The organism is Rhizobium sp. P1_E6 (genome assembly GCF_056405875.1).
Window position 1 is genome coordinate 1 of sequence record NZ_JBFUBG010000094.1, and the last position, 25,340, is coordinate 25,340.

Consider the following 25,340-nt stretch of genomic DNA (forward strand, 5'->3'; position numbering starts at 1 on the left):
GAGCACACCCTCTATTACTCGGCACCGTGGGGAGAGCAGTATGTCTACCCGATCGCCGTTGGTCGTGAAGGCAAACAATGGTTCGGTTCGACGCGAGTGGTCTCGAAGAAAGAACATCCGGAATGGCGCCCAACCGCGAGCATGCGTCAGAAGAACCCGAAACTTCCAGCCGTAATGAGGCCCGGTCCCAACAACCCGCTCGGAACGCGAGCGATCTATCTGGCCGACGGCTTGCTGCGCATTCACGGTACCAATGACCCGTCTTCGATCGGAACAAATGCATCAAGCGGATGCTTTCGCATGTATCGTCAGGACGTGGAGGAGCTTTACGATATGGTAAAGCCGGGAACGAGGGTCATTGTTCATCGCTGATAGAACTTCTGGCAGAACCGATCCACGATCACCAGATTCTGTAGGAAAGATCAGCAGAATGGATCGTACATGCGAGATGCCAAACCTAAGTCGTTGTCCAAAGCAAAGCTTGAAGCGCTGAAAGCGATTGCAAGTTATCGCCGACAGCGACGCGTTGGCAGAGGTTGGATCGTTGGCGATAAGCGCCTTTCGACGCCGCTGGTCGCGAGCCTGGAAGCCGACACCTTGGTGAGAGAGATTACCGTATCCGGCACTCCTGTTCTCGTGGTGACAGAGAGCGGAAGGCATCAGCTCACTTGAGCACCTTATGTCGCCGACACACCCACCCCCCTGCATCTCCACTGGTAATCGGCAGGACCTGGATCGTCCCAAAGTCGTCGATCCCAGAACTTGAGCGTCAGCGGTGGTGTGAGGCTCAAGTCGACAACTGAAGCGAAGTGGCTCGCACGGCAGCGGGATAACTGCCTTGAATAAAATCGAACCACAATGGCGATGTTGTAAACCGTGGAGTAGTTAAACGACCGGCGTCTGGTAACCGAGGTGTTGCGACATTGATCGGCAGTTCATACGTTCGGAGATCCAACCCAACAGGAGCACGCAATGCAGATCGATCTCACAGGCAGGACTGCGCTGATTACCGGATCTACAGAAGGCATTGGCTACGCGATAGCCCGCCAGCTCGCAAGCGCAGGCGCGGACGTGGTGCTCAATGGCCGGTCCGATGAGAAAACAGCGAAGGCCGCCGAACGCCTGAAGGGTGAAGGTGTCAAGGGCAGCGTCGACGCCGTCGCGGCCGATCTCGCGACCGCTGCAGGGTGTGGCGCTCTCGTCGCGAGGGTTCCGCATGTGGACATCCTGATCAACAATGCGGGCATCTTCCAGCCGATCGACTTCTTCGAGGCTGACGACGAAGTTTGGGATCGCCACTGGCAGGTCAATGTGATGTCTGCCGTCAGGCTCTCCCGTGCCTATCTTCCGGGCATGCAAAAATCGAATTGGGGACGGGTTATCTTCATCGCCTCGGAGTCAGGCTTCAACATTCCTGTCGAGATGATCCACTATGGCGTCAGCAAGACGGCCGACATTGCAGTTGCCCGTGGCCTTGCCAAGCGGATGGCGGGCACGGGCGTCACGGTGAATTCCGTTCTGCCTGGCCCAACGCTGTCCGAGGGCGTGGAGGCTATGCTCGCCGAGGAACGTGCAAAGACCGGGAAGCCGATCGAGGAAATCGCCACTGCGTTCGTCAAGCAGCATCGCGGCAGCTCGATCATTCAGCGAGCTGCGAGCGTCGAGGAGATCGCAAACCTCGTAACCTATCTGGCATCGCCTTTCGCGTCTGCCACCACTGGGGCTTCCGTTCGCGTCGACGGTGGCGTGATCGACACGCTCTGACGACAGCCCCGGTAATCCGCCTCTGCGCACGAGTTTCGGGAACCGGGACAAGCAGCGGACGCGCGCAGGCCACGCAGCCTGGCGGTTGCGTGGCCTGCGAACTTGAAGCGCGCCGATCAGCCCGCGTTCCGGCGCGGAGAATTTCGGCCGCTTCGACGTCCCGCCGGGTGGGCTTGACCAGGCCGTGCGCTGGGACGGAGCCTGAGACATCTTGTATGCCGCCGCTTCCCATGTTGCGAAGAACTGTAGCTGTCGGGTTGCGCTATCTTTGCCCAATTGGGAATAACAACAGCACCATTGCGATCAAACCCAGTCCCGCGCCGACCATCTGTGAGGGAGCGAGCCGCTCGTCAAAAACAAAATATGCAATCACGTTGATGAGCAGCAGCTGAGAAACGGCGGAAACCGATATCGCAAGCCCCATTCCACCCTCTCTCATCAGCCGCACCATGATGAGATTACCCACACAATAAAGCGCGAGTGAYAGGACCAGCACGAGAATGCTGTTGGTCGCAATATAGGTACGTGAAGCGGTCGCTGCGCCCAGGAATGTTGCCATTGCACCGGCGAGCCAAAGCAGAAATTCTATTCTCATAAGTGACCTTCGTTCGTCTTTCCGCAAGCTRCATACAGCTGTCGGCCAAGGATCGCCAGCAAGTAGGTTGCCGGCGTTGGGACCGTAGGGGGCGGGTGCCGTGGTGCCGGGCGTCCGATGATAGAGAGCATCCGGATCATTTGTAGAGGAATGGCAGACCGCACGGCCGTCGCAGCCGTGTCTGAAGGCATCATCGATCGCGAAGCGGCACCGCACGACTGCGCCGCGCTTCCGATCATGGCCGGATAAACGGTGCCGATCGCAATCTTCCGTTCCGTCTTACCGGCCACCGACCTGGTGATCTCTCGAGAGATCGACCTCGCTGGGGATTCTGACTGTTCGCTCGTAGAAGGACACCCTGCCCGCGTCAGCTCCACCCGCCTGGTCGAGCGGATGAAGATCTGCAGCACGAGCTCATGCTCCAAAGCAAGCACCCGCCGCCGACACAGCCGCAGCTCGACCACCTGTGCGGTCCGAATGGCGCGTTCCTGACTGGCAACCCGCACACGGTTGCGGCAACGATTCTGCATTGCTTCAGGACGTTGGGCCGGTGTTCTCGCCTCACCTTCCAGTTAAGCACCGCCGCTTTGCAGACAGAGGCGATGCGCCGTTCGACCGAGCTGCTTGCGCCGGCGTCGCTCCTCTCGTTCGCGGAGTCCATCTTGACCAGAGCAGTCGAGGGTGCCGACATCAAGCGGCTAGGCACTTATCCGAAGATCAGTCTCTGGTAATCGGCCAGCATCTTCGGATCCTCGACTGACCCGTGGTGGTGAAGCTGTCGCCAGGCCCGGTTCCTGCGCACGAACCACCGGGTCGTCCGAAAGGCGACGTCGAGCGTATCACGCTCCGTCCTGCACGTCCCACGTTCGCGTCCGACGAAGAGATGCCAGTCGTCRCCACCCTGACTCGTGAAGTCGTGGAAGGTCACGTGGACTTTTGCCTGCCCTTCGAAAAGCTTCGAGTAACCTTCGGCGATCTGGTCCCACCCGCGGCGGATGCCACCGATGGGGTTGTCCATGCTGGGCTCCGAACCTCCGAGCCAAGCGGCCTCCAGCCCCGCGAGATCGCCCGCGTTAAAGGCCCGGTAGAATTCGATCAACGCATCAAGGGGGGTTCCGTCACCCTGCTCGATCTCGTCACCGTCGATCTCCATGAGATGCCAATTCATCGAATACTCCTCTGGTACTCAAAGTAGCGCAAGACGCGCGAAGAAGTTCAGGTTGACGGGCGCCTTCGTCGCGGCTCGGACCTCCCCGAAGCCTTGCTGAGCCCTTCGACCTTCAACAGAGCACTTGGCAGCTCCGGCCATAGACGCCCGGATGATGGGAAGCTCGATTCCAAAAAGGTCGATGATGCGGCGATCCGGCCAGCGGGTCATGTGAACTCCATTCATTCGTGGTGCAGCGACTATTAGCTCCGGCGATCGCCCATTCTATTGGACTTTGGTGTGCTGACGAAGGGACCCGATCCGAAGGTATCAGAGACACCTTGGTACAATATCCTGGCTCGATTTTCGGCGCGATGGTCTTGGCAGAGCGAAGGACGGCGCGACCGTCCGGCAAGCTCCCGGCTCATCGCCGGATCAACGCATCACTCGAAAACCAAGCGACCGCCCTCCACGTGGCGGGCGAAGGTTTTCCGCGTCGCCAGAACGGAGGCAGGCATGAGCGTGCACAAGACTGTGGTGATTACTGGGGCTTCGCAGGGCATCGGAGCCGGCCTGGTCAAGACATTTCTGGACAAGGGCTGGAACGTCATCGGCACGTCCCGAAACATCAGCGAGACGACCCTGTTCGACCGCGCCGGCCGGCTGGAATTGATCAGCGGCGACGTCGCGGATCCCGAAACCGCCGAGCGGGTTGCGAATGCGGCGGTCGAGCAATTCGGTTCCATCGACGCGCTCGTCAACAATGCCGGGGTGTTCTTCACAAAACCGTTTCTCGAATACACCATCGAAGACTTCCGCCGCTTGTCGGCCACGAACGTCGAGGGGTTCATTCACTTCACGCAGCGCGCCATCAGGCAGATGCTGCGCCAGAGGTCCGGCGGAAGCGTAGTCACCCTCACGTCGTCGCTGACCGACCACCCGATCGCCGGCGTGACGGCGTCCCTGCCGATGATCACCAAGGGCGGCCTCAACGCCATCACCAAAAGCCTGGCGCTTGAATTCGCCAAGGACAATATCCGCGTGAACGCAATTTCGCCGGGCGTCGTCGACACGCCCTTGCACGCGAAAAACCCCAGGGACTTTCTCGAGTCCCTGTCGCCGATGGGCACAATCACCGCTGTCCAGGAGATCGTCGATGGCGTCGTCTATCTCACGGAATCCGCCAACATCACCGGGGAGGTGCTGCACGTCGACAACGGCGCACATCTCGGCAAATGGTAGTCGCGAGCGCGGAAGCGCGCGTAAGGGAACTCGCTCTGGTCATCCCGGCTGCGCCCACCCCGTTCGGCGCCTACGTCGAGGCGGTGCGGGCCGGGTCGTTGCTCTTCCTGAGCGGCATGCTTCCAGTGGTCGGGCACGTCCCTCTCTACACAGGGTTGGTAGGCAAGGACCTCTCGGTCGCACAGGGCTATGAGGCCGCCAGAACCGCCTGTCTGAGCGGTCTTGCCGCTGCGCGGTCTCATCTGGGCTCGCTGGACAGGATCCGGTCAATTGCCAAGCTCGGCGTCTACATCGCCTGCCCGTCCGATTTCCACGAGCATCCCAAGGTTGCCGACGGGGCGTCGGAGCTGCTGCTCGATATATTCGGCGCCGCCAGGCTCCCACCACGCATCGTGCTTGGCGTTTCCAGCATACCGCTTGGAATGCCCGTCGAGATCGAACTCGTCTGCGAGATCGAATCCTAGCGAATAGTCTTCGCTCCCAACCCGAAATGGAGGCAGTCATGAAAGTCAGACCACCCACCGCAACAAGCACCCTCGCTTTGTCATCGACGTTTCTCACCGCTGCGGCCCTGCTGCTGGTTCCGGCGCTCGCCCTTTCCGGTCAGACAAAGGTCGCCGAGAATGTCGATCATGCGCCGGACGTCAAAGCCGAGCCCGGCCAGGAGCAGGCGCAACAGATAAAGGTCGAGAAGCGGACGCCCGCCTATTGGCGCGTCACTTTCGACAACCCGCCCTTCAACATCTTCGGACCGGAAACGATCCCGCAGATGGAAAAAGTAGTCTCGCAAATCGAAACCGATCCCGATCTCAGGGTCGTCGTCTTTGACAGCGCGGTTCCAGGCTTCTTCCTAACCCACTACAATTTTACGCCTCCACTGGCCGATTCCACCAGGCTCCCCTCGGGACCTACCGGGCTTCATCCCCTCCCCGATATGCTGGTGCGCATCAGCAAATCGCCCGTGGTGTCGATCGCGCTGATCCGCGGGCGTGCGACAGGGGTCGGCAGCGAACTTGCTCTTGCCAGCGACATGCGATTTGCCAGCCGTCAGAAAGCGATCCTATCGCAATGGGAGGTCGGCGCAGGGCTCGTCCCAGGCGGCGGCCCGATGGCGCGGCTTCCGCGGCTGATGGGACGCGGCCGCGCCCTCGAAGTGCTTCTCGGCTCCGACGACATCAACGGCGATCTTGCGGAGGAGTACGGCTACGTCAACCGGTCGTTCGACGACGACAAGCTCGATCCGTTCGTCGACGCCCTGGCAACCCGAATCTCCGGTTTCGACCGCCAGGCAATCGCCGACACGAAACGGCTGGTCGACTTCGCAAGCCTTCCGAGCAATCCTGAGATTGGGGCGGGCTGGGATGCTTTCATTACGTCTGTCCAGCGCCCGGTGGCCCAGAAGAAGATCGGAAGGCTAATGGAGATGGGCCTGCAGAAGGATCCTGACATCGAAACCCGTCTTGGGCATTACACGCAGTCCCTGGCCGAGAACTAGGTCGGAGCGGTGCCCGCGCAGTGACACGGCAGGTCGCGCGGGCGCCAACGTTGAGCCGCCTGCGCAGAGGCCCCCGTATCATTCACTGTTCGGAATCCCGGTAAACTCGCCTTCAGCTACCAGATCAATCATGGAGACGTCATATGCACAGCATCGAAAACCAGATCGTCGACTCTTCCTTTTCGGCGATCATCAACGCACCTATCGAGATGGTCGACATTCCGGAATGGTGCTTCACCCTGTCGGAAAAGGAATACCAGGGCTGCTCGCCCGCACACATCGCCGCTGGCTTCACGACCGCGCCAGACGGTACCCGGATGTCGATCAACGTCGAGACGATCGGCGGAAGCCTGATGGTCCAGCACTACGTGGAGACTTTGGGCGAAAAAGATCATCTGATTTTAGACTCCGACTCCGATGTCTTCACGCCGAACGGCCGGGTGACCATCCATGTCACCTGGGAGCTGAGCGTGAAGAAGATCGACGCTGCCCGCTGCGAATTCACGAACCGCGTAAGATCGTACGCGACGGAGGAAATGATGGCTTTCCTCGACCGCCAGGGCATCCCTTTCGAACTCTTTCGCACGCAGCGACAGCCGATGTCCATCGCCCACAACAAGGGCGAGACCCCGCTATTTGCTGCGAGCATCGAGCGCGCGGCACTGCATAACACATCCACAAAGGTTGCTTGACCGTCGAGGAGACTTCCATGACACAACTGTCCTTCGACCGCAGCAACACGGGATTGCTCGTGGTCGACCCCTACAATGATTTCATCTCCGAGGGCGGCAAGATCTGGCCCCGGATCAAGGAGGTCGCGGAGGCGAACAATTGCGTTCCGCACATGCTGGAGGTGCTGACCGCTGCACGGGACGCCAAGCTACGGGTCTTCTTTGCGATGCATCACCGCTATCGGGAGGGCGACTACGAAAACTGGAAGTTCGTGGCCCCTATTCAGCGTGCGGCCTGGCACCGCAAGAGTTTCGAATTCGGGACCTGGGGCGGTGAGTTTCGCGCCGAATTCGTCCCCCAGGCGGGTGAGGTCGTCGCCTCCGAGCACTGGTGCTCCAGCGGTTTCGCCAACACCGATCTCGATCTCCAGCTGAAGCGGCACGGCATCCAGCGGGTCATCGTGATCGGGCTTGTCGCACACACCTGCATCGAGGCCACAGTCCGCTACGCGGCGGAGCTTGGCTACGATGTAACGGTCGTGAAGGACGCGGTTGCGGACTACTCGCCGGAAATGATGCATGCCGCGCTGGAGATCAATCTCCCGAGCTATGCCAGCGCTATCGTCGACGCTAAGGAGACGATCGCAGCGATCGCCCTCACCCACGCGCCATAGGTCCGCCTCGAACCCGTCAACCAAATCCGGCGCGCTCTTATGAGGTCGCCGGATTTTGCGCGAGCGGAGATCTATTGATTTTCGAGCGCCGGGGTTGGCCTGCCCTCGGGGGCCGCTGCGCTTTTGGAAACGGCCAAGGCGTTTGAACGCCTTGCTTCGCACCGGCTGCAGACGTTAGGTCCGCAACACCAAAGATCGTCTATTGTTGGAACGTCAGCGACCATCGCCTTGCATGTCGATGCCGACGACATTCCCGCCGCCTCAGATCTCCCGCGCAGTTCGAATGTGCCGCCGGCCGTCTTCGGATGCGTTCGCAACCTGGGTCGAGACGTCGCGGCGGTGGAGCGGCAGGCTATCATGCCACGTCGCTCCGTGATCGACCTCTTGCCCCGAGCCGCTCAAAAGCATGAGTATCTATGGCCCCGGCAACGAAAGACGTCGCGGAGGCGATCAACGCTTCCACGAAGCACATCCATCAGCAGCAATCAGATTTCGGCAGCCTTGGCGGCCATCGTGGCTTTTGCCCACCAGACGAGTTCGTCGAGCGCAGTCTTTGCCGACGGCAGAAGATTCGCTTCGATCTCCTCGATCGGTTTGTTGCCGCCCATCGAAAATACGGCGAAGAAATCGCTGCCGCCAATGTGGACGGCCGCATGGGTCGAGACCATCTGCAGCTCTACGCCGATCCCGCGCAGATGTTCGAGCGCGCGCGATCCGCCGGCGCTCCCGTAGGCGATGGCGGTGAACGGCTTACGGCTCCATTCCGTGTAGGACTGGTCGAGGGCGTTCTTCAGCACCCCGGTGATCGAGCGATTGTATTCCGCGACGACGAAGATGTAGCCGTCGTAGCGGCCGACCGTCTTTTGCCAACGAACCGCTTCCGCGTTCTGGCTCGGCGCATATGCGTTCGACGCCACTTCGTCGAAGAAAGGCAGGGGATGGTCGCGCAGATCGACCACCTCGACGTCCATATCACCGCGCGCCTGCACCTGTTTCAGTATCCACTGCGCCGGCTTGTCAGCGAAACGAGTGGGCCGCGTGGAGCCGATGATAACCGCGATTTTTGGTTTTAAAGCCATAATATTCCTCACTTTTGTTGAGTTGATGTCGATGATCTCAGAAATGGCGATCAGTTGCCGTTCAGGGCATCCGCGTATGCAAAGAGCCCTGGGGAACCTCCAGTCATCACGAACAGGACGTTCGATCCCTGCGCGATAACGCCGTCTTCGATGTCGCAAAGCAGACCGGCAAACGCCTTGCCCCCGTAGACAGGATCGAGAAGCAGACCTTCCGACCTGCCGACGATCCTGACCGCCTCGACCATGGCGGCGGTCGGAATGCCGTAGCCGCCACCAAGCTGCGTGCCRCTTATTTGCAGATCTTCCGGCTTGATGCGGTCTTTCTTCGAGAGAAGCTCGAGGACCGCGTTGACCTTGTCGGCTGTTGCGATGACGCAGGCGTCTGCCGCCGATAGGACAGTGTGCGCCCTTATCCGGGAAGGATCTCGACCGGCCACCACCGCTCCAGCCACGAGGCCGGCATGCATGCCGCCGCTGCCATTTGGAATGACGATCTGGTCGAAGGCGATRCCCATTTCAGCCGATTGCGCCGCGATCTCGAAGGCGCAGTCGATGTATCCCATGGCGCCCACCGGCGTCGAACCGCCGAGCGTGGCGACGAAGGCCTTTCTCCCCGATGCGGCGATCTCAGACGCCCGGCGGGCGACGAACCCACCGGCATCGTCTCCCGCTTCCAAGATATGAACACGCGCACCGAACAGTCGGTCCAGCACAACATTGCCATTGGCCCGGTAGATCTCGCTATGCCGCGGTACCATCTGAGAAAGAACGACTTCGCATGCCAGCCCGGTTCTGGCGCAGGCGGCGGCGGCCAATCGAGCGAAATTCGACTGCACTCCGCCGGTCACGACCACGGTGTCGCAACCTTCCGCTGTCGCCTGCCCCAGAAGAAACTCAAGCTTTCGGAGCTTGTTGCCCCCACCTCCTAGTTCCATGAGATCGTCTCTCTTCGCCCAGATAGAGACGCCTTTTTGCTGAGCAGGCAGCACCTGCTCCAGTCGGGCCAGCCGCTGGATCGGGGTTGCCCCCTCAATGAGGCGCACGCGGGGGAATTGGCTTAGTAGAGCGGGATCGAGCATTTTGGCTCCATACGAGTCGTCGTTTTCGTGACGTAGGCATCCACCTTGTCACCATTTCAGCGCCGGGTCTGATATCGCGCAGCCGGAACATCGCGTGAGAGGTTGGGCATCAGCTTCTGGCGAGCAGCTTCATAGGCGTTCCAGTCCCCAATGTCGGGTATCGATGGAAGGGTGATCAGCTCGCCCATGTCGAGACCGGCAAGCGCTGCATCGACGGCGTCTTCTGCCGTCATGACAATCTGGTCGGGTAGCCTGTCCAACGAGCCCCCGGAAGCCTCCCAGAACGGGGTGTCGACGGCGCCTGGAAGGACTGCCTGGATCCGGATGTTCTTTTCGGCCAGTTCCTTCTGCAAAGAGAAGGTCAGGGCGATGACGAAGGCCTTCGTCGCTCCGTAGACCCCGTTGAGGATTTCGGGCGCGATGCCCAAAGCGGAGGCCATGTTGACGATTGTCCCGTGCTCGCGCGCGACGAAGGACGGCGCGACCGCATAGACCAGTCGGGTAAGTGCGGTCACATTGAGCCTAATCATTCGCTCCATGTCCTCCACGTCAGACATGAGCAATGGCGCGACGGCGCCGACCCCGGCGTTGTTGACCAGCATCGTGATCGACGGGTCGCTCCGAAGGATTGCTTCGATCTTCAGAAGGTCGTCCCGCTCACCGAGATCCGCACGGACTGTGGTCACCGTCCGGCCCGTTGCCTGCACGATGTCCTCTCTAATCTTTGCGAGCGCGTCCTGACCTCGCGCCACGAGTATGAGGTCGTAACCGCGTCGCGCCAGCCTGTCGGCATAGAGCGCCCCGATGCCCGACGACGCGCCCGTGATAAGCGCAGTGCCTCTTGGAAAATTCGTCATCGTGCTTCTCCTTGCTTGAGGTGTGTCCGGGCAGGCGTCAGCGTAACGTCCTGAAAGCTGCACGCAGTTCGGAGAACTCGGCGGCGAAGCTCGTCGAGTTCTTTCTGCTGGATCGCGCACCTGAACGGCCGGATGGCGTCACTGCCGGACGCTGGACAAGCRGGTCTTTGGAGAATGCCAAGTGCAGCCGCCGCGGCCCCGGTTTCGACCTCTGCTGACACGACGCCCTCCCTTGGATCGATATGGTTGGAATGCGTCATAGAAATCGTCCGATAAGGGCGCCGATGATATTGTGCGAAGGTATCGGCGATACCTAAGGATCGGTCGACAATCGGTCCGTGACGTCCGACACCTTCGCATAATGGACAGCCACGCAGGGGTCAGCGCATCGTCGCCGCGTAGCGGGAATGCCGCGGACAAAATCCAATCGAGGAAGATCGAAATGGCCATCCATGAACAATACGAACCGAAGTCCACTCGTACTGGCGACGTCGACATGAAGCTCGAGGTCATCGTCATTCCCGTGTCCGACGTCGATCGCGCCAAGTCGTTCTACACCGGCCTCGGCTGGCGGCTCGACGCCGACGTGTCCGGGAAAGACGGCTTCCGGGTTGTCCAGGTCACGCCACCCGGCTCTCCCTGCTCCGTCATCTTCGGCGCGAACGTGACGACCGCCGCGCCAGGTTCTGCGCAAGGGCTGCATCTCATCGTCTCCGACATCGAGATGGCGCACGCGGCGCTCGCCGCACGCGGTGCCGAAATGAGCGGCGTCTTCCACGATGCCGGCGGCGTGTTCCACCACAAGGGCGCCGACCAGCGCCTGCCCGGTCCACATCCTTCGCGTTCGAGCTATGGCTCATTCGCGTCCTTTTCCGATCCCGACGGGAACGGCTGGCTGTTCCAGGAGGTCACGTCCAGACTTCCTGGTCGGATAGATGCACAAAGGGCGGCGTTCACCTCTGCCAGCGATCTTGCGAGCGCCCTGCGAAGGGCCGCGGACGCCCATGGCGAGCATGAGAAGCGTGAAGGTGGAAAGCATGATGACAACTGGCCCGACTGGTACGCCGACTACCTGATCAAGGAGCAGGCGGGCGCGAAACTGCCGACTTGAACGTCTTCGAGCGTCGTCCGCTCCGTCACGTTGGATTGGTTTCCTCCACTGCTTTCAATTCCGCACGCGGGGTGGTATTTTGCCCACAGACGACTTCCCCGGCAGACAGTGGTGCAAGAACTAGCCTGTCGGACCGGCCTATCGCGTTGCGTCCGGCTCACCCTCGTTCAATCCAACGTGACATTCAGGTAATCGCCGACCACGAAGCGTGCAGCGTTCCACCCGGCTGAGGCATTCGCCAATCAGGAAAGTCGTCACTTCGATGCCGGCACCCATCCGTTAATGGGTATGGTGAGGCTCTCGGCGGCTATGCGTTCCAGTTCCGAACGCAGATGCGGACCTGCAAAGTCGATGAAGGACCTAACTTTCGGAACCGCCGCACCATTGGAATGGCCGTTTGATACCAAGGTATCGACCATACCTTGGTGCAATAGTTGCAGCCCTTCTTTGGTGTGACCTTCCTTCTCGTAAAAACAAGGCACACACGCAAGGAGGATGCCATGTCCTACATACAGCCAACCGTCACACGTCGAACACTGCTTGCGGTCGCGGCCTCGGCCAGCGCTGCCAGCATGATCCCGGAAGCGTTCGCCGCCACGGGCGCGAGTTCTGACCTCAAACCCTTCAAATTCACTGCGACCGAGGACCAGCTAAAGGACCTGCATCGCCGCGTCGTCGCCACCCGCTGGCCGGATCGCGAGACGGTCTCAGACGATACGCAGGGTGTCAGGCTCGACACCATCCAGAAGGTCGCCAAATACTGGCGCGCCCATGACTGGCGCAAGGCCGAAGCCCGGCTCAATTCCTTCCCGCAGTTCACGACGGAGATCGACGGGCTGGACATCCATTTCATCCATGTGAAGTCCAAGCATGAAAACGCGCTGCCCATCATCATCACCCATGGCTGGCCGGGCTCGATCATCGAGCAGCTGAAAATCATCAGGCCGCTGACCGATCCGACCGCCTTTGGCGGCACCGAGGCCGATGCCTTCCATGTCGTCATCCCCTCGCTGCCGGGTTACGGCTTTTCCGGCAAGCCGAAGGAGGCAGGCTGGAACCCGCCGCGCATCGCCAAGGCCTGGGCCGTGCTGATGCAGCGTCTCGGCTATCAGAAATATGTCGCCCAGGGCGGCGACTGGGGCAATGCCGTGACCGAATTGATGGCAGTGCAGGAGCCCGCGGGCCTCATCGGCATCCACACCAATATGGCCGCTACCGTGCCCGCCGATATCGCCAAGCTGCTGTCGGCAGGCGCCCCGGCTCCATCAGATCTCTCGGCTGACGAGAAGCGTGCTTACGAGCAGCTCGACGATTTCTACAAGAACGGCCTCGGCTATGCGATCGAGATGAACAACCGGCCGCAGACGCTCTATGGCATCGTCGATTCACCCGTCGGCCTCGCCTCCTGGATGCTCGACCACGACATCCGCAGCTACCGAATGATCGCCCGGTCCTTCAATGGCGAGAAAGAGGGTCTGACGCCCGAAGACATCCTCGACAATGTCACGCTCTACTGGCTGACCAATACGGCGATCTCGTCAGCGCGCCTCTACTGGGACAATGCGCATTTCCCCTCCGGCGGCTTCTTCGATCCGCGCGGCATCAAGATCCCGGTCGCCGTCAGCGCCTTCCCGGATGAGATCTACCAGGCACCGCAGAGCTGGGCGGAGAAGGCCTATCCGAAGCTTATCCACTACGGGCGGCCGGCAAAGGGCGGCCATTTCGCTGCCTGGGAACAGCCGGAACTGTTCACGGCGGAGCTGCGCGCTTCCTTCAAGTCGCTGCGCGATCAGATCTGACGCAGGCCTGGCGCGGTGATCCTGCGCCAGCCCTCAACTCCTATTCAGTCATTTGCGGAAGCATGACCGGGCGGGACAGCAGTCGACGACCCCTACCACCGGCGAGAAGTCGCCGATCCACAGCACCTGCCGTGGTCAATTGAATCACGAACCGGGCGCCAGACAGAATGTGGCAACGGCAACTGCCTGTCAGCAGCGTTCCGAGTATATAGCAGCTGTTATTTGCCCAGGTGCGCTCGGATATCCGCTAGCCGGCGGAGCTGCTTCCCCTCCGCATCGAAATTGCCGGGCGCGAGCCAGGCCTCAAAAGTATCGTTGAGCAACGGCCATTCGCCATCGATCATCGAGAACCAGGCCGTGTCGCGATCGCGGCGTTTGGCGATCATATGCTGGCGAAAGACGCCTTCGAAGCTGAAGCCATAGCGCGCAGCCGTCGTCTTGCTCGGCTGGTTTTTGTTGTCGCACTTCCACTCGTAACGGCGGTAGCCTAGATCTTCGAACACGTGCTTGGCCATCAGATAGTGCACTTCCGTCGAAATTGGAGAGCGCTTCATATCAGCACCATGCGCAACACCGCCGATTTCGACGACGCCGTTGGCCGGATCGGCACGCATGAAACTGGCCATGCCGACGACTTTACCAGTCGCATTGTTGCGGAAGATATGCGTCAGCCAGCCGCTATTCTTGACGTCGTCGAGCCATGTACCGAAATCGTCGATGCCGCCAAAATCGTCCTGCGCAAAATAAAGAAGCAGAGGATTGACACCCATGCCGCCCAGCCCATCCCACAGCTCCTGCAGATGCCTTGCACGAACGAACGGTTCAACCGACGCATAGCGGCCCTTCAGCGTCACATAGCCTGGGGCGGCAACCTTGTAGTTGGAAAGATCGCGCATCGTCACTCCTCTGGTCAAAGAGTGGATAGGCCAGCCGTCTTTTAAAGGCAATCGCCCGCGTTACTGGGACAAGGTCACTTTGGCGGAGGAACGGTCGCTTCCATATGAGGTATGGCGCTTGGACCGGCCGCGGCGGATGTGTCAGGAGGGCCGGCTAGCGCGAAGTCCGAGGAAGCTTTCATGCATCCGTGCCTATCAGCATCTTCGCCCGCAGAAGTCGAGGGGTCGAAAGACCTTCTGTGAACCGCTCGTACACTGGAAGGAGGATTTTTCGGGTCGATGCCCGTTCGCCGCGGCTGGCAAGATATTCAACCAGACTGATGCTCGCGGTCAGCTCCCAATAAAGACCGCCTTGAGCGGATGCTCTATGGGCCGCCTCGTGAAACAGGTTCACCGGCAATCTTTCATTGACATCTCGCGTCGCGATTATCTCGCCTTTTCTTCTCAGCAGTTCCGGTACCATCCACTGGTAGCCCTTGTCGGCTGAGAACCTCAATGCCTCCTGGATTTGCCCAAGGCCCTCGTCCAAACGTCCAGCCATCTGCAACGCGGTTGCGAGTTCACACATGAAAAAGGGATAGAACAGCAAATATGAGGTCTCATGCATTTCACGAAGCCCGGCTCGAAGGGCGTCTATGCCCTCTGCGGGGGAGCCTGATCGTGAAGCCAAACTGCCACGCACGCACAGGCCCACCGCGTAGAAAGGTTTTAGACCGTGCTGCAATGCATGTTCAATCAGTTCTTCGCCCCACTCTCGGGCTCGAAGGTCGTTCTCCAGGCTCAGGGATACGAAGGCCGACGCCCAGGCCAAAGCGACACAAAATACAAACGGTTGCTTGGTCGCGCGCGCTTCGAGAATTGAATCTTCCGCTGTCCGCGAAGCTGCATCCAATCGACCCAGTGATATCAAATTGACCGTGTTGTGAGCCATGGAGGACGTCCGAATATCCGCTCCCAGCCTCAGCATATCTCTGCGGCGATTGGTGAGGGGCGAATTCCTCGCGGCCCAATCAAGCCTGTCTTGCGCTTCCAAGTGCTCAGCTTGATAGGCCTGCGGGATCCCAATCATCCACGCTGCTGTTGCCCGCGACTGCGCGTCTCGGTCATCGGAACCCTTCTCGTATTCGCGGGCATAGGCAAGCGCGTCCTTCAATTCCATTGAACGGGCGGAGAAAAGCCAAAGCGCACAAGTCACTCGTTGCTGATAATCAGCATCACCCAAAGCTTTCGCCAGTGAAAGAGCACGAATAAGCACGTCCCTTCCCCGTTTGCTCATGCCCTGGGTATAGATCAGTGCAAATCCGAGGGCGCATTGCAGTACCATTTCAGTGCGGCTGCCCGCCTCGTCTTCAAGCTGAAACAGTGCTTTTTGAGCCCATTCCCCGGATTCGGACACGAGCGATATCGCGGTCCAAAAATCGGAGGCGACGGCGGCCAGTCTCGCTCCCAGCTTTCCATCGCCATCAGACGATAAGGCCCAAGTCAAAGCGGCGCGTAGATTATCGATCTCCCGGCGATAGGGACCGAGACGTTCGATCGCCACCTGAAGTGAATTCGCATTCGAAAATGGCTGGAAGAACGATCGAAAGAACTCCGCACTTCTCTGCATCGTCAGACGATAGTCAGCACCCGCCCCAAGTTTTTCGAGAGAATAGACCCGCACGGTCTCCAGAAGACGCCAGCGAGGAGCCGCGTCTGTTCCTTCAAATGTCACGAGCGATTTTGAGACGAGATTTGAAAGCCCTGAAGCGGTTTGCTCCTCGTCCTCCCCGCTTGCTGCCGTGGCCGCCTCTAAAGTGAAACCTGCGGGAAAGACGGCCAGATTACGAAGCAGGCGACGCTCGCCTTCCGGCAACAACTCGTAGCTCCAATCAAGAGCGGCCCGGAGCGTTCGGTGTCGAGGCAGAGCAGTTCGGCGTCCGCCGGTGAGGAGGACGAATCGATCATCCAGACGGCCAGCGATCTGTTGAAGACCCAAGGTGGCCGCGCGAGCGGCGGCGAACTCTATGGCCAGGGGAATTCCGTCGAGATGACGGCAGATACCCGCGATAACCGAGACCCTGTCCTTGCTCATGGTAAAGTCAGACTGTAGCGCCAGCGTTCGAGCGACAAATAGCTGAACCGCACTGTGTTGAAGCGCATCGACCTTTTCTTCTTTCGCAGGTACTTCGAGCGGCGGCACGCGGTAGGTGAATTCGCCTTCTATGCGAAGAAGCTCCCGGCTCGTGGCAAGGACGGACACGTTCTGGCAGGCACGCAGGATCGCCTCGACCATCTCCGCAGCAGCATCGACAACATGTTCGCAATTGTCGATTACCAGCAACATTTTTCGGTTGCCGATGGCTCGTGCCACGAGATCGGCGGAGATGTCGTCACCTTGAAGGCGCAAATCGAGAGTCTGGGCTAGCGTTGTCGGAACGAGGTTCGGATCTGGGAGCGACACCAGCTCTACAAAGAACGCATCTCCATCAATGGATGGCTGCAGACGTCGGGCGACTTCCGATGCGAGTACCGTCTTTCCGATCCCGCCCGGTCCTGTGAGGGTTACAACGCGATAGGCCGACATAAGCGTTATAATCTGCGAAATCGAAGACTGACGTCCGATGAGCTCGGACGCGGCCGAAGGAATGTTCGTGACGAAAGCCCCTCGTTCGCTGGGTTCCACGCGGATCGCTGGTGTTGACCCAAGGAATCGCGCCTCGGGTTCCGTCCATTCGCCGAGCAGTCGATACCCCCGGCCGGACACCGTCCGGAGCAAGTCGCGATCCTTTCCCAGTGCCCGCCGTATCGCTGAGATATGTACTTGAAGAGTGTTATCCTCGACGACAAGGCCGGGCCAGACTCGCTTCATCAGCTCGTCCTTCGTTACGATCCCGCCCGAGGAGAGGGCGAGGGTCTCCAGGATTTCGAACGCACGGCTGCCGAGCGGGACCGGTGCCCCCATGGCACGTAGCTCTCGCTTTTCGAGATCTAACTCCCATCCGGAGTACTCGAAAAGTCCAATCTCAATCTGTCCCAAAGCGATCCGTTCTATCTGATGAAGTCATAGCGATAAGAACATATAAGAGACAGATTGCGGAACAGTCCTTTAACAACCCGTAGCAGAATACTTCAGCTTTTTTCAGGTTCTGTCACGCCACTTAAGTCGCATGATCAGGCGCGCTCGTCTAAAACCATGACAGCAACACCCACACCAACGAGCATGACACATCAATCAAACAATCCAGCCACGGCATAGCTAGCGCACAATCAATGAAGGGGAATGGCATGTACGTCACCAAACACCTTACCGCTCCTTTGAAAGTTGACGTCAGACCGTCCAGCCAACCGGACGTGGCAGTTCTGAGCAACGACGCCCATATCGGCACGGCCCTGCATGAACATGTCTCTCGAATGGGATGGCATCCTGAGACTTATGATTCGGCGGCAAGCTTTCTAGGCGCAACGCAGGCCGGCGGCTTCGATTGCATCGTCGTTGATGCTGGCATGGCCGATCTGACGGTCTCAGATCTCACGCACCTCATTTGTCTACATGCGCTGCATTGCCCCATCATCGTTCTGACCGCAAAGCCCCGCGCCGCGATGACAGCCACGACCAGCAAATTCCGCGTAACATTCATGCCCAAACCTGACGAACCAAGCTTTCTGGTGGAAGAGGTGAACGCCGCAATCCGTGCGGTCAGTGACGCGGACCGCCTGGAAGCTTATTTTCTCACGTTAACCCCGCGAGAAAGACAGGTCATGACGTTTGTGGCGGAGGGGCTATTGAACAAGCAGGTGGCTTATAGACTGAATATCAGCGAAATAACCGTAAAGGCTCATCGAGGACAGGTGATGAGAAAGATGAAAGCCAGGACTCTCCCCGATCTGGTCAACATGGTCGCGAAACTTGGACCAGCTTGCGGATCCAGTCCCAGCTTCCAATCAGCGCTGTGATATCCTCAAAGCGGTCGAGTTGAGAGAAGAGACTGCAGTCCGTTGGAAGCCCTGACACAACCGGTCGGCAACAGTTTCCTTCTACCGATCTCGGGTTTCCTGGAGTTCGCCGCCATGCGAAACTCCTCACCGACAGCGATTGGATCGCTTCACCTCTCGTGCGGCAGGACGACAGCCCGCCGCCCAGTTTCAGCAAGCCCGCTTTCGATCAGGACGACTTCAATCACCCTTCTGCTTCAAGCCGTCGGTCACCTTCTTTACGACCGGATCGCTACTACTCTCTCCATTGGCGTCTCTGGCTTTGTCGGGATTGTCCTTGGCGCGCATATAACCGCGGGGCGTATTTCCCTGCGGACCCTCCCAACGTGGCGATTGATCAGTGGTACCGGGTGCACCATCCTTCGGCGATGTCGTTCCCATGGCATTCCTCCTTTGATGATGAGTAACCTGAGTAATCGATGAAGGTTCCATTGGTGTCGGCTCCTGTGATCGCCAATCTCTCGGCATCCATACCCCCACCACGGACTGGCGCAGCTGCGTATTGACATTGCTTTCGCATCGACCGTTCCGCCGCGATCCAGCACGAGTGCGGCCCCACGAGGGAACCTCGGAAAATTCTGAGCGTTTGTGATCAGTTCAGAGCCTGAGGCAGCCATGACCATAGCCGAAAATATCTTCAATCATCCGGGATTACGTGAAGCAAAAGAACAACGGTCGAGCGGCGGCGAAAGACGGAGGGCAGGAGCTTTTCCATTGGGTGATACGGCTGCGTACACAGCCTTCCTCATCAACGGCAACACTTATTTCGCCGAACTGGCGCGTACGTTACGAATGGCCAGGCGCACGATCTGGATCGTCGGATGGGACTTCAATCCCGATATCCTGATGGAGCCGGACAAATCCGACGAGACATTGGGCGACATGCTGCATGCACTGAGCGCGGCAAATCCGGCGCTCAAAATACGCATCCTCATCTGGGCGTTCGGCCCGATCTATTCGGAAAAATCCCTGAAACTATTGCGAAAGAAGACCTTCCCGAAGAGCCCGGGGATTGATCTGCGCTTCGATATCCAGCACGCGATACGCGGCAGCCATCATCAAAAACTCGTCTGCGTCGATGACGCGGTTTCTTTCATCGGTGGAATGGACCTGACGTCACGGCGGTGGGATACGCGGCGCCATCGCGCAGAAGACAAACTACGGCGCGCGCCCGAAGGCGTTTCCTACGATCCGCTGCACGACGTTCAGGCCATGGTCACCGGTGATGCCGCCCGGCTCATCGGTGAAATTGCAAGACGGCGGTGGGAAAAAGCCACCGGTGAGACCCACGCGTCCCTTGCCGAGGGGATTGATTTCACCTGGCCGGACGATCGTTCCATTTCGCTGGTCAACTGCCCAGTCAGCTTCGCGTTGACGGAGCCTTCGACGGCCTTTCAGTCCGGCGTTGGCGAGGGCATCACCATGACGCTTGACGTCATCGCCAGGGCCAGGCGGCAGCTTTATATCGAGACGCAATATCTTTCCTCCTTCCGCATTGCCGACGCCATTGCCGCGCGCCTGCAGGAGGAAGACGGGCCGGAAGTGATCGTCATCTGCACGCGCAGTTCCCACGGGCTGATCGAAAAAATCGTCATGGGCAACAATCGCGATCGCGTCATCCGGCGCCTGAAACGGGCCGACCGCAATAACCGTCTGCGCGTTTTTTACCCCGTCGTGCCAGGGAAGGTCGATGGTGAACTGGAAGTGCTTGTCCATTCCAAACTGATCATCGCTGATGACGAGCTCGTTCGCATTGGCTCTTCCAATCTCAACAACCGCTCGGAAGGGCTGGATTCAGAATGCGACATGCTTCTCCAGGCCGGAAATACAGACCACCGCCATGCGATCGCTGATCTGCGCAACAGGCTGCTGGCAGAGTTCCTCGGTACCACCGCGGAGAGTTTTGCCGGGGCCATCACCCGCACCGGCTCGACGATCGCAGCGGTCGCAGATTTCAACACCGGACCGCGCGGTCTGCGAGAATACGCCGTCAAGCCGGACGGCAGCACCGTTCCCATTCCCGGCACAGCTATCTTCGACCCCGCTCGACCCTTTGCACCGTTACACCGATTGGGCCTTCGCTCGCTCATCCGTCGAGTTCGTCTCATCACCCGCCTCGCGTGAATGCCGCCGCAAGACCACCTCGCTGATGAACAGCAAGGTGGTGCCGAGCACTAGCGGGATGAAGAAATAGACGCAGCGAAACGCAATGAGCGCGCCGATCGACGCCTCCTTCGGCACGACATAGGCAACGGTTGCCTCGAGCACGCCGAGACCGCCCGGGACATGCGTCGCAAGGATTGCCGAATTGGCGAGCACGAAAGCCGTCACCGAGCGGAAAAAGGCGACGGAGCCGAAGGCCGAGAGCATCTGGTGCAGGCAGGCGGAAACGAAGATGAAGTTGATCGTCCCGATCGCGACCTGCCCAACTGCGATCGAAAACCGCGGCAGCTGAAACGACCAGCGCCACAGCTGCAATTGGCCGCGCACAAAAAATGCCAGCGCTGCATAGGCGACCGGCAGGACAAGGGCGAGCAAGCCGAACAGTCGGGTCGTTGCCGTCCCGATTTGCAGAAGGCGCCCGGCATCCACGGGATTGATGATCATTGCAAGGCCGCCCAACGTCACCAGTCCGAGCCCGACCGTGACGCCGCAAAAGAGGATGATCTTTGCCACATCCTCAGCTGTCAGTCCCCAGCGCGAGTAATAGCGGTAGCGGAAAGCCCCGCTGCTCAGCCCCGCAAAGCCGATATTGTGCCCGAGCGAAAGGCTGACGAAGGAAGCCAGTGCGACCTTTGGATAAGGCAACGACTTGCCGAGAGAACGGATTGCCAGCAAATCGAAGCAACTCAGGCACAGATAGGATGCAGCTGCACAGAGAAGTGCCAGGCACAATCTCCAAAACGGTATGCTACGCACCGACTGGACGACCTGATCATAACTGTACTGCTCGAAAATCCGATAGAGAAGAAAGAATGCCAGGCAAAGGGCGGCAACAAACAGTCCATTCCAGATTATGCTTTTCAATGTCATCGATCTTCCATAATGCAAGGTGCGAGCGCTGCTGCTCGATCTGCGGGAACGAATGGCCGGGTTTTGTGTTCCTAGCAGCAGCAACCTTTCAGCGGGCCATGCCGGATAAACCGATCAGACTTCTGACCTACAACGTGCATAGCTGCATCGGTACCGACCGCAAGCTTGACCCCGGCCGCATTGCCAATGTCATCGCCGAGGCCGAGGCCGATATCGTCGCTCTCCAGGAAGTCGATGTCGGGCGGCGAAGGACAGGCGGTGTCGACCAGGCGCACATGATCGCATCACTCCTGAAGATGCAGGCGCATTTCCATCCGGCGCTGTCAGTCGCGGAGGAGCAATACGGCGACGCAATCATCACCGCGCTACCGACCGGTGCGGTCAAGGCCGGCCCGCTACCGTCCATCGGCGAAACGCGCGGTGCTCTTTCCGTGGAGATAATGGTTGGTGAAAGGAAACTGCTCGTCGTCAACACGCATCTCGGCCTTCGCGGACGCGAGCGCATCCAGCAGATGACCACGCTGCTGAATTCCGGCTGGCTGCGCGGTACGGCAGACGAGACTGTTCCGAGCATTCTGTGTGGCGATTTCAATGCCCTTCCGGCATCGGTGACCTATCGTCTTGCGACGCGGTCGCTGAAGGATGCCCAACTTGCCGGCGCCGCACCGCCAAGACCGACCTTTCCTTCCCGCTACCCGCTGATGCGTCTCGACCACATCTTCGTAACCGACGATCTAGTCGTAAGGAAAGCCGCAGTCCTTGAGACGAGGCTGGCAAGGATTGCCTCGGACCACCTCCCCCTTCTGGCGGAAATCGCCTTCGGCTGAACCGTACCCTCGCTGTCATCCTGCTGGCTTCAGCGTCATGGCATCCGTCGCCCCAGATATGGGAATCCGGCGCGCTCTCGCATCGGAATGTCGTGGTTGCCATGCAATTTGAGAGCTTTCATGGCAGCCACCGGAGTGTGGTACGACACCAACGGTCCCGAGAACCAATTGATCCAGACGGCAGCGTATAGAAGCTTGCTGCTGGTGGCGGCGCGGGCGCGCCGTACTGCCAGACGCCAACATAGCCGTGATCTGAGTGCGCTTGCGGTCATTGTCTCCCCTAATGTTTGGAATGGACCGTCGAATGGACGTCTTGGAACTGCCAGGGATCAACTCCTTCCCCTACGGTTGAGGACTGGAACAATCATGCGGCGCAAACATTGGGAACAGGTCGTCTAACCCCGGCAAACCGGAGGACAGACCGATACAATCAGCACTTCGCCACAGGAGGATCCACCATGGCAACTAGCAAGACGTTGAACGACCTGTTCCTCGACACTCTCAAGGACATTTATTTCGCGGAAAAACAGATCCTGAAGGCTCTGCCAAAAATGGCTCGCGCCGCCCAGTCCGAGGAAGGTAGGGCCGGCTTCCTCAAGCATCGCGACGAAACCCAGGGCCAGATCGAACGACTCGAACAGGTCTTCGAACTTCTCGGCAAACCGGCTCGCGGCAAGACCTGCGAGGCCATCCAGGGCATCATTGCCGAAGGCGAAGAAATCATGGAGGAGTATAAGGGCACGGCTGCCCTTGATGCCGGTCTGATCTCGGCAGCGCAGGCCGTCGAGCACTATGAAATCGCTCGCTACGGCACGCTGATCACCTGGGCCAAGCAGATCGGCCTCAACGACGCTGTCGCCCTTCTTCAGGCAAACCTTGCCGAAGAAGAGGCCACAGACAAGAAGCTGACTGAGCTCGCACTCGCCTCGGCCAACGCCAAGGGGCAGAAAGCCGCCTGAACCGATGTAGGTCCCGCGAGAAGGCCGCCCACCAGGGCGGCCTTTCTTCAATCGGCAATTCACACATATCGGAACGGATGGAGACAATGGCCAAGAAAACGTCGATGCCCGCCAGAACAACACAGCGACGATCCTCGACCAGAAACTCCATCGCGGCGAAGGTAGCGAGCTTCATCAATTCGCCGAAGATGGACATCCGATTCTGACGAGGCTAATCGCGTCATACAACCGAGTTTGAGAGCAGCAGCCCTCGCGTCGCCTGTTCCACGTCTGTAGTCTTCCATGAACCTAACATGAAGCCTGTTTTCAGAGCGAGTTCATGCCGGCGGGGCCACGCTTACCCATGATCTACCATGGAGAAGCTCTATGAAAATCGCCCATTTTATCGTTGCGGCCACTCTCTCGCTCGCTTCGGCCTTCGTTGCGGCGGAGCCGGCTTCGGCAGTGCCGCGATCTGCAGCACCGGTTGCAGCCGTCGAAAAGAGCGACGTCGTTCAGGTCCGGCACCGCCACTACYGGCATCATCATCGCGATTATTACCGGCATGGCTGGCGTCACCACCGTCACCAACGCTATGATCGGGATTGGCGCTCGGAGCGGCGCTGGCGGGAAAATCGTTACTGGCGAGACAATGACCGCTATTACCGCCCTCATCGCAGCGGCGTCTATTTCCGCTTGGATCTCTAGGCAAAAAGCCCGGGAGACCGGTGCTTTTTCAAGATTTGCCGAGGCCGCCTTGGCGATATCGTCTCCTAGGCAGCGCGCCTGGCATAGCGATGTTGCCCCGCGTATCCATTGGTTCATGCTTGATCGGGCGTTATACGCTTTTCCAAAGAAGGTATAACGCCCGACCGTGCGAGACCGATCGACACTCAAGAACCGAAAAGTGCCGATGGCGAGCGCTTGCTCCATCCCGACCGGCGTCACCTCAGTTGGGTTCGCCCGTCCGGGAAAGCAGGTCGCGCCACCGCTTCACATAGCCCGCAATGATAAGATGGTGCATGCCCGCGGAAAGCAGCCGCTCTGACAGGACGTCGAGATCGAAAGTATCGATGGGCGTGTCCTTGGCATAATGCCGGACCGTATATGTGAACATTTCCTCCCAACTGCGGCGGACCGCCACGGATTCATCGGCCAGATACGGCCGGTACTGATCAATCAATTCTGCCAGGGTCATTGAATGTCCTCCACATCTGTCGCGGGATCTATGTAACCATCCCGACGCCTGAGTGCGCTGACAACGCGCCCGGGCAGGCGATCATACGCGGCTCCCTTTTCCAGGCCTGACCCAGCCCTCAATGAGCCGCTAACGTCGGCGGACGACGCCTATTCGGCCCCCTGCGTTACTGCGACCCGCAGGGCGGGTTGATCCCGCGGCAACTGATCGTTAGGTTGCCGACGCGTTCAACACTAGAAACGAGGGTTCTCATGCCAACTGGCAAGGTCAAGTTTTTCAACAACGACAAAGGCTTCGGCTTCATCACACCGGACGACGGCGGTGCCGACGTTTTCGTGCACGTCTCGGCGCTGCAGTATGGTGACGGGCTGAAGGAAGGACAAAGCGTGTCCTTCGACGTTGGCCAGGATCGGAAGACCGGCAAGTCGAAGGCCGAGAACGTCAGATCGCTCTGAGCCGAGCGGGATCTCCTTCTCGACAAGCCCAATGCATCGCGGGGCGCCATTGAATGGCGCCCCGCTCAACACCACCAGCCGGCCGAATTCGCCGGCGCGACTCAGGCCAAGGACCCGCTCTTCAGTGCTTTGTAGCGCTCGCGACCTTGGTTGATTTCGGCGGCCGGGCTGTCGTCGGAACGCTCTGGGCGCCGCTTTTGGATTTGTCTGCGCCTTTTGTCTTTGGAGACAAATCCGCTGCGACAGCTTTCTTCGACCGAGGTTTCTTGGCAGGCTGACCGCCCGCATCGGCGCTCGCGGCGATTTCCTGAAATGCCTGCAACCAGTGCTTCATGTCCTCCCCATGGGGCCGGCCTTCCTGTTCCCAGATCTCGTAGGCGCGCTGTCTGATTCGGTCTTCGCTCGATGCCATCGGTTTTTCTCCATGTCGGATTGTTGTCCGGATCAGACAAATGGCGCGGTCGGTTACGGCGGCAACTATGGTGCATGTATTTATCGGCTGGGT

General features: G+C 59.4%; 27 protein-coding genes and 1 pseudogene. 15 read left to right on the top strand and 13 right to left on the bottom strand.

Annotated elements, in window-relative coordinates; genetic code table 11:
* The coding region (locus tag AC1D35_RS29255) for a L,D-transpeptidase (protein ID WP_477941429.1) at positions 1 to 372 on the top strand (372 nt) is incomplete at its 5' end.
* Between the two features lie 600 nt (positions 373 to 972).
* Positions 973 to 1,764, top strand: a complete 792-nt coding sequence (locus AC1D35_RS29260) for an SDR family NAD(P)-dependent oxidoreductase (protein ID WP_477853854.1) — start codon at positions 973 to 975, stop codon at positions 1,762 to 1,764.
* A 262-nt stretch (positions 1,765 to 2,026) separates the two neighbouring features.
* Here the strand turns inward: AC1D35_RS29260 and AC1D35_RS29265 are convergent, their stop codons facing one another.
* The 4 genes and pseudogenes from AC1D35_RS29265 to AC1D35_RS29280 all read right to left on the bottom strand — a co-directional run bounded on the left by AC1D35_RS29265 (position 2,027) and on the right by AC1D35_RS29280 (position 3,737).
* The gene (locus AC1D35_RS29265) at positions 2,027 to 2,359 is read right to left on the bottom strand and encodes a hypothetical protein (RefSeq protein ID WP_113297297.1); all 333 of its coding nucleotides are present in this window, start codon (positions 2,357 to 2,359) and stop codon (positions 2,027 to 2,029) included.
* A gap of 230 nt (positions 2,360 to 2,589) precedes the next feature.
* A pseudogene (locus AC1D35_RS29270) lies at positions 2,590 to 2,793 on the bottom strand (LysR family transcriptional regulator); the annotation flags it as partial.
* A gap of 272 nt (positions 2,794 to 3,065) precedes the next feature.
* Entirely contained in the window at positions 3,066 to 3,527 is a 462-nt protein-coding gene (locus AC1D35_RS29275; RefSeq protein ID WP_477853852.1) for a YybH family protein, read from the bottom strand.
* Positions 3,528 to 3,545: 18 nt separating this feature from the next.
* The gene (locus tag AC1D35_RS29280) at positions 3,546 to 3,737 is read right to left on the bottom strand and encodes a hypothetical protein (RefSeq protein WP_477853850.1); all 192 of its coding nucleotides are present in this window, start codon (positions 3,735 to 3,737) and stop codon (positions 3,546 to 3,548) included.
* A gap of 285 nt (positions 3,738 to 4,022) precedes the next feature.
* Between AC1D35_RS29280 and AC1D35_RS29285 the strand changes: the two genes are divergently transcribed.
* The 5 genes from AC1D35_RS29285 to AC1D35_RS29305 all read left to right on the top strand — a co-directional run bounded on the left by AC1D35_RS29285 (position 4,023) and on the right by AC1D35_RS29305 (position 7,588).
* Entirely contained in the window at positions 4,023 to 4,748 is a 726-nt protein-coding gene (locus AC1D35_RS29285) for an SDR family NAD(P)-dependent oxidoreductase (protein WP_477853848.1), read from the top strand.
* Positions 4,742 to 5,212, top strand: coding sequence for a RidA family protein (locus AC1D35_RS29290; protein ID WP_477853847.1), 471 nt, complete (start codon positions 4,742 to 4,744; stop codon positions 5,210 to 5,212). Before AC1D35_RS29285 ends, AC1D35_RS29290 begins: the two co-directional genes overlap by 7 nt.
* A gap of 38 nt (positions 5,213 to 5,250) precedes the next feature.
* Positions 5,251 to 6,243 (top strand): enoyl-CoA hydratase/isomerase family protein, encoded by a 993-nt coding sequence (locus AC1D35_RS29295; RefSeq protein WP_477853845.1) that lies wholly within the window; start codon positions 5,251 to 5,253, stop codon positions 6,241 to 6,243.
* A gap of 143 nt (positions 6,244 to 6,386) precedes the next feature.
* Positions 6,387 to 6,935, top strand: a complete 549-nt coding sequence (locus AC1D35_RS29300) for a hypothetical protein (protein ID WP_113297301.1) — start codon at positions 6,387 to 6,389, stop codon at positions 6,933 to 6,935.
* 17 nt (positions 6,936 to 6,952) lie between these two features.
* Complete coding sequence (locus tag AC1D35_RS29305; RefSeq protein WP_477853843.1) at positions 6,953 to 7,588, top strand: cysteine hydrolase family protein; 636 nt, start codon at positions 6,953 to 6,955, stop codon at positions 7,586 to 7,588.
* A gap of 485 nt (positions 7,589 to 8,073) precedes the next feature.
* On the opposite strand, the gene AC1D35_RS29310 is transcribed toward AC1D35_RS29305, so the two are convergent.
* Genes AC1D35_RS29310 through AC1D35_RS29320 form a run of 3 tightly spaced genes read right to left on the bottom strand, consistent with a single transcriptional unit; the run spans position 8,074 to position 10,603 of the window.
* Positions 8,074 to 8,667: an NADPH-dependent FMN reductase gene (locus tag AC1D35_RS29310; protein WP_113297303.1), complete on the bottom strand. Its 594-nt coding sequence runs from the start codon at positions 8,665 to 8,667 to the stop codon at positions 8,074 to 8,076.
* Positions 8,668 to 8,717: 50 nt separating this feature from the next.
* Positions 8,718 to 9,746 carry a D-cysteine desulfhydrase family protein gene (locus tag AC1D35_RS29315; protein WP_477853841.1) on the bottom strand — a complete coding sequence of 343 codons (1,029 nt, stop codon included), beginning with the start codon at positions 9,744 to 9,746 and terminating at the stop codon, positions 8,718 to 8,720.
* A gap of 56 nt (positions 9,747 to 9,802) precedes the next feature.
* A complete protein-coding gene (locus AC1D35_RS29320) occupies positions 9,803 to 10,603 on the bottom strand; it encodes an SDR family NAD(P)-dependent oxidoreductase (RefSeq protein ID WP_477853839.1) in 801 nt (266 codons plus the stop codon).
* Between the two features lie 442 nt (positions 10,604 to 11,045).
* Between AC1D35_RS29320 and AC1D35_RS29325 the strand changes: the two genes are divergently transcribed.
* Both AC1D35_RS29325 and AC1D35_RS29330 read left to right on the top strand, forming a co-directional pair.
* On the top strand, positions 11,046 to 11,714 hold the full coding sequence (locus AC1D35_RS29325; RefSeq protein WP_113297307.1) for a VOC family protein: 669 nt from the start codon (positions 11,046 to 11,048) through the stop codon (positions 11,712 to 11,714).
* A gap of 500 nt (positions 11,715 to 12,214) precedes the next feature.
* Positions 12,215 to 13,513: an epoxide hydrolase family protein gene (locus tag AC1D35_RS29330; RefSeq protein ID WP_113297308.1), complete on the top strand. Its 1,299-nt coding sequence runs from the start codon at positions 12,215 to 12,217 to the stop codon at positions 13,511 to 13,513.
* Between the two features lie 218 nt (positions 13,514 to 13,731).
* Here AC1D35_RS29330 and AC1D35_RS29335 read toward each other — a convergent pair whose 3' ends face one another.
* Together AC1D35_RS29335 and AC1D35_RS29340 are read right to left on the bottom strand one after the other, a co-directional pair.
* A complete protein-coding gene (locus AC1D35_RS29335; protein ID WP_113297309.1) occupies positions 13,732 to 14,409 on the bottom strand; it encodes a GNAT family N-acetyltransferase in 678 nt (225 codons plus the stop codon).
* A 178-nt stretch (positions 14,410 to 14,587) separates the two neighbouring features.
* Entirely contained in the window at positions 14,588 to 17,428 is a 2,841-nt protein-coding gene (locus AC1D35_RS29340) for a helix-turn-helix transcriptional regulator (protein ID WP_113510612.1), read from the bottom strand.
* A 248-nt stretch (positions 17,429 to 17,676) separates the two neighbouring features.
* Between AC1D35_RS29340 and AC1D35_RS29345 the strand changes: the two genes are divergently transcribed.
* Positions 17,677 to 18,345 carry a LuxR C-terminal-related transcriptional regulator gene (locus tag AC1D35_RS29345; protein WP_113510611.1) on the top strand — a complete coding sequence of 223 codons (669 nt, stop codon included), beginning with the start codon at positions 17,677 to 17,679 and terminating at the stop codon, positions 18,343 to 18,345.
* A 219-nt stretch (positions 18,346 to 18,564) separates the two neighbouring features.
* Here the strand turns inward: AC1D35_RS29345 and AC1D35_RS29350 are convergent, their stop codons facing one another.
* Positions 18,565 to 18,765 carry a hypothetical protein gene (locus tag AC1D35_RS29350; protein ID WP_113510610.1) on the bottom strand — a complete coding sequence of 67 codons (201 nt, stop codon included), beginning with the start codon at positions 18,763 to 18,765 and terminating at the stop codon, positions 18,565 to 18,567.
* Positions 18,766 to 18,999: 234 nt separating this feature from the next.
* On the opposite strand from AC1D35_RS29350, the gene AC1D35_RS29355 reads away from it, so the two are divergent.
* Positions 19,000 to 20,508 (top strand): phospholipase D-like domain-containing protein, encoded by a 1,509-nt coding sequence (locus AC1D35_RS29355; protein ID WP_113510609.1) that lies wholly within the window; start codon positions 19,000 to 19,002, stop codon positions 20,506 to 20,508.
* Here the strand turns inward: AC1D35_RS29355 and AC1D35_RS29360 are convergent.
* Positions 20,446 to 21,417 carry a lysylphosphatidylglycerol synthase domain-containing protein gene (locus AC1D35_RS29360; RefSeq protein ID WP_113510608.1) on the bottom strand — a complete coding sequence of 324 codons (972 nt, stop codon included), beginning with the start codon at positions 21,415 to 21,417 and terminating at the stop codon, positions 20,446 to 20,448. The two genes, AC1D35_RS29355 and AC1D35_RS29360, sit on opposite strands and share 63 nt — an antisense overlap.
* 98 nt (positions 21,418 to 21,515) lie before the next feature.
* Between AC1D35_RS29360 and AC1D35_RS29365 the strand changes: the two genes are divergently transcribed.
* From AC1D35_RS29365 to AC1D35_RS29375, 3 genes are all read left to right on the top strand, one after another.
* Positions 21,516 to 22,244 carry an endonuclease/exonuclease/phosphatase family protein gene (locus AC1D35_RS29365; RefSeq protein ID WP_113510627.1) on the top strand — a complete coding sequence of 243 codons (729 nt, stop codon included), beginning with the start codon at positions 21,516 to 21,518 and terminating at the stop codon, positions 22,242 to 22,244.
* Positions 22,245 to 22,702: 458 nt separating this feature from the next.
* On the top strand, positions 22,703 to 23,203 hold the full coding sequence (locus tag AC1D35_RS29370) for a YciE/YciF ferroxidase family protein (protein WP_113297315.1): 501 nt from the start codon (positions 22,703 to 22,705) through the stop codon (positions 23,201 to 23,203).
* A 366-nt stretch (positions 23,204 to 23,569) separates the two neighbouring features.
* Positions 23,570 to 23,890 carry a hypothetical protein gene (locus AC1D35_RS29375; RefSeq protein ID WP_477941440.1) on the top strand — a complete coding sequence of 107 codons (321 nt, stop codon included), beginning with the start codon at positions 23,570 to 23,572 and terminating at the stop codon, positions 23,888 to 23,890.
* 241 nt (positions 23,891 to 24,131) lie between these two features.
* On the opposite strand, the gene AC1D35_RS29380 is transcribed toward AC1D35_RS29375, so the two are convergent.
* The gene (locus tag AC1D35_RS29380) at positions 24,132 to 24,380 is read right to left on the bottom strand and encodes a hypothetical protein (protein WP_113297317.1); all 249 of its coding nucleotides are present in this window, start codon (positions 24,378 to 24,380) and stop codon (positions 24,132 to 24,134) included.
* A 251-nt stretch (positions 24,381 to 24,631) separates the two neighbouring features.
* Here AC1D35_RS29380 and AC1D35_RS29385 point away from each other — a divergent pair, with 251 nt between their 5' ends.
* The gene (locus tag AC1D35_RS29385) at positions 24,632 to 24,835 is read left to right on the top strand and encodes a cold-shock protein (protein WP_113310792.1); all 204 of its coding nucleotides are present in this window, start codon (positions 24,632 to 24,634) and stop codon (positions 24,833 to 24,835) included.
* Between the two features lie 121 nt (positions 24,836 to 24,956).
* Here the strand turns inward: AC1D35_RS29385 and AC1D35_RS29390 are convergent.
* The coding region (locus AC1D35_RS29390; protein WP_477941442.1) for a DUF2934 domain-containing protein at positions 24,957 to 25,340 on the bottom strand (384 nt) is incomplete at its 5' end.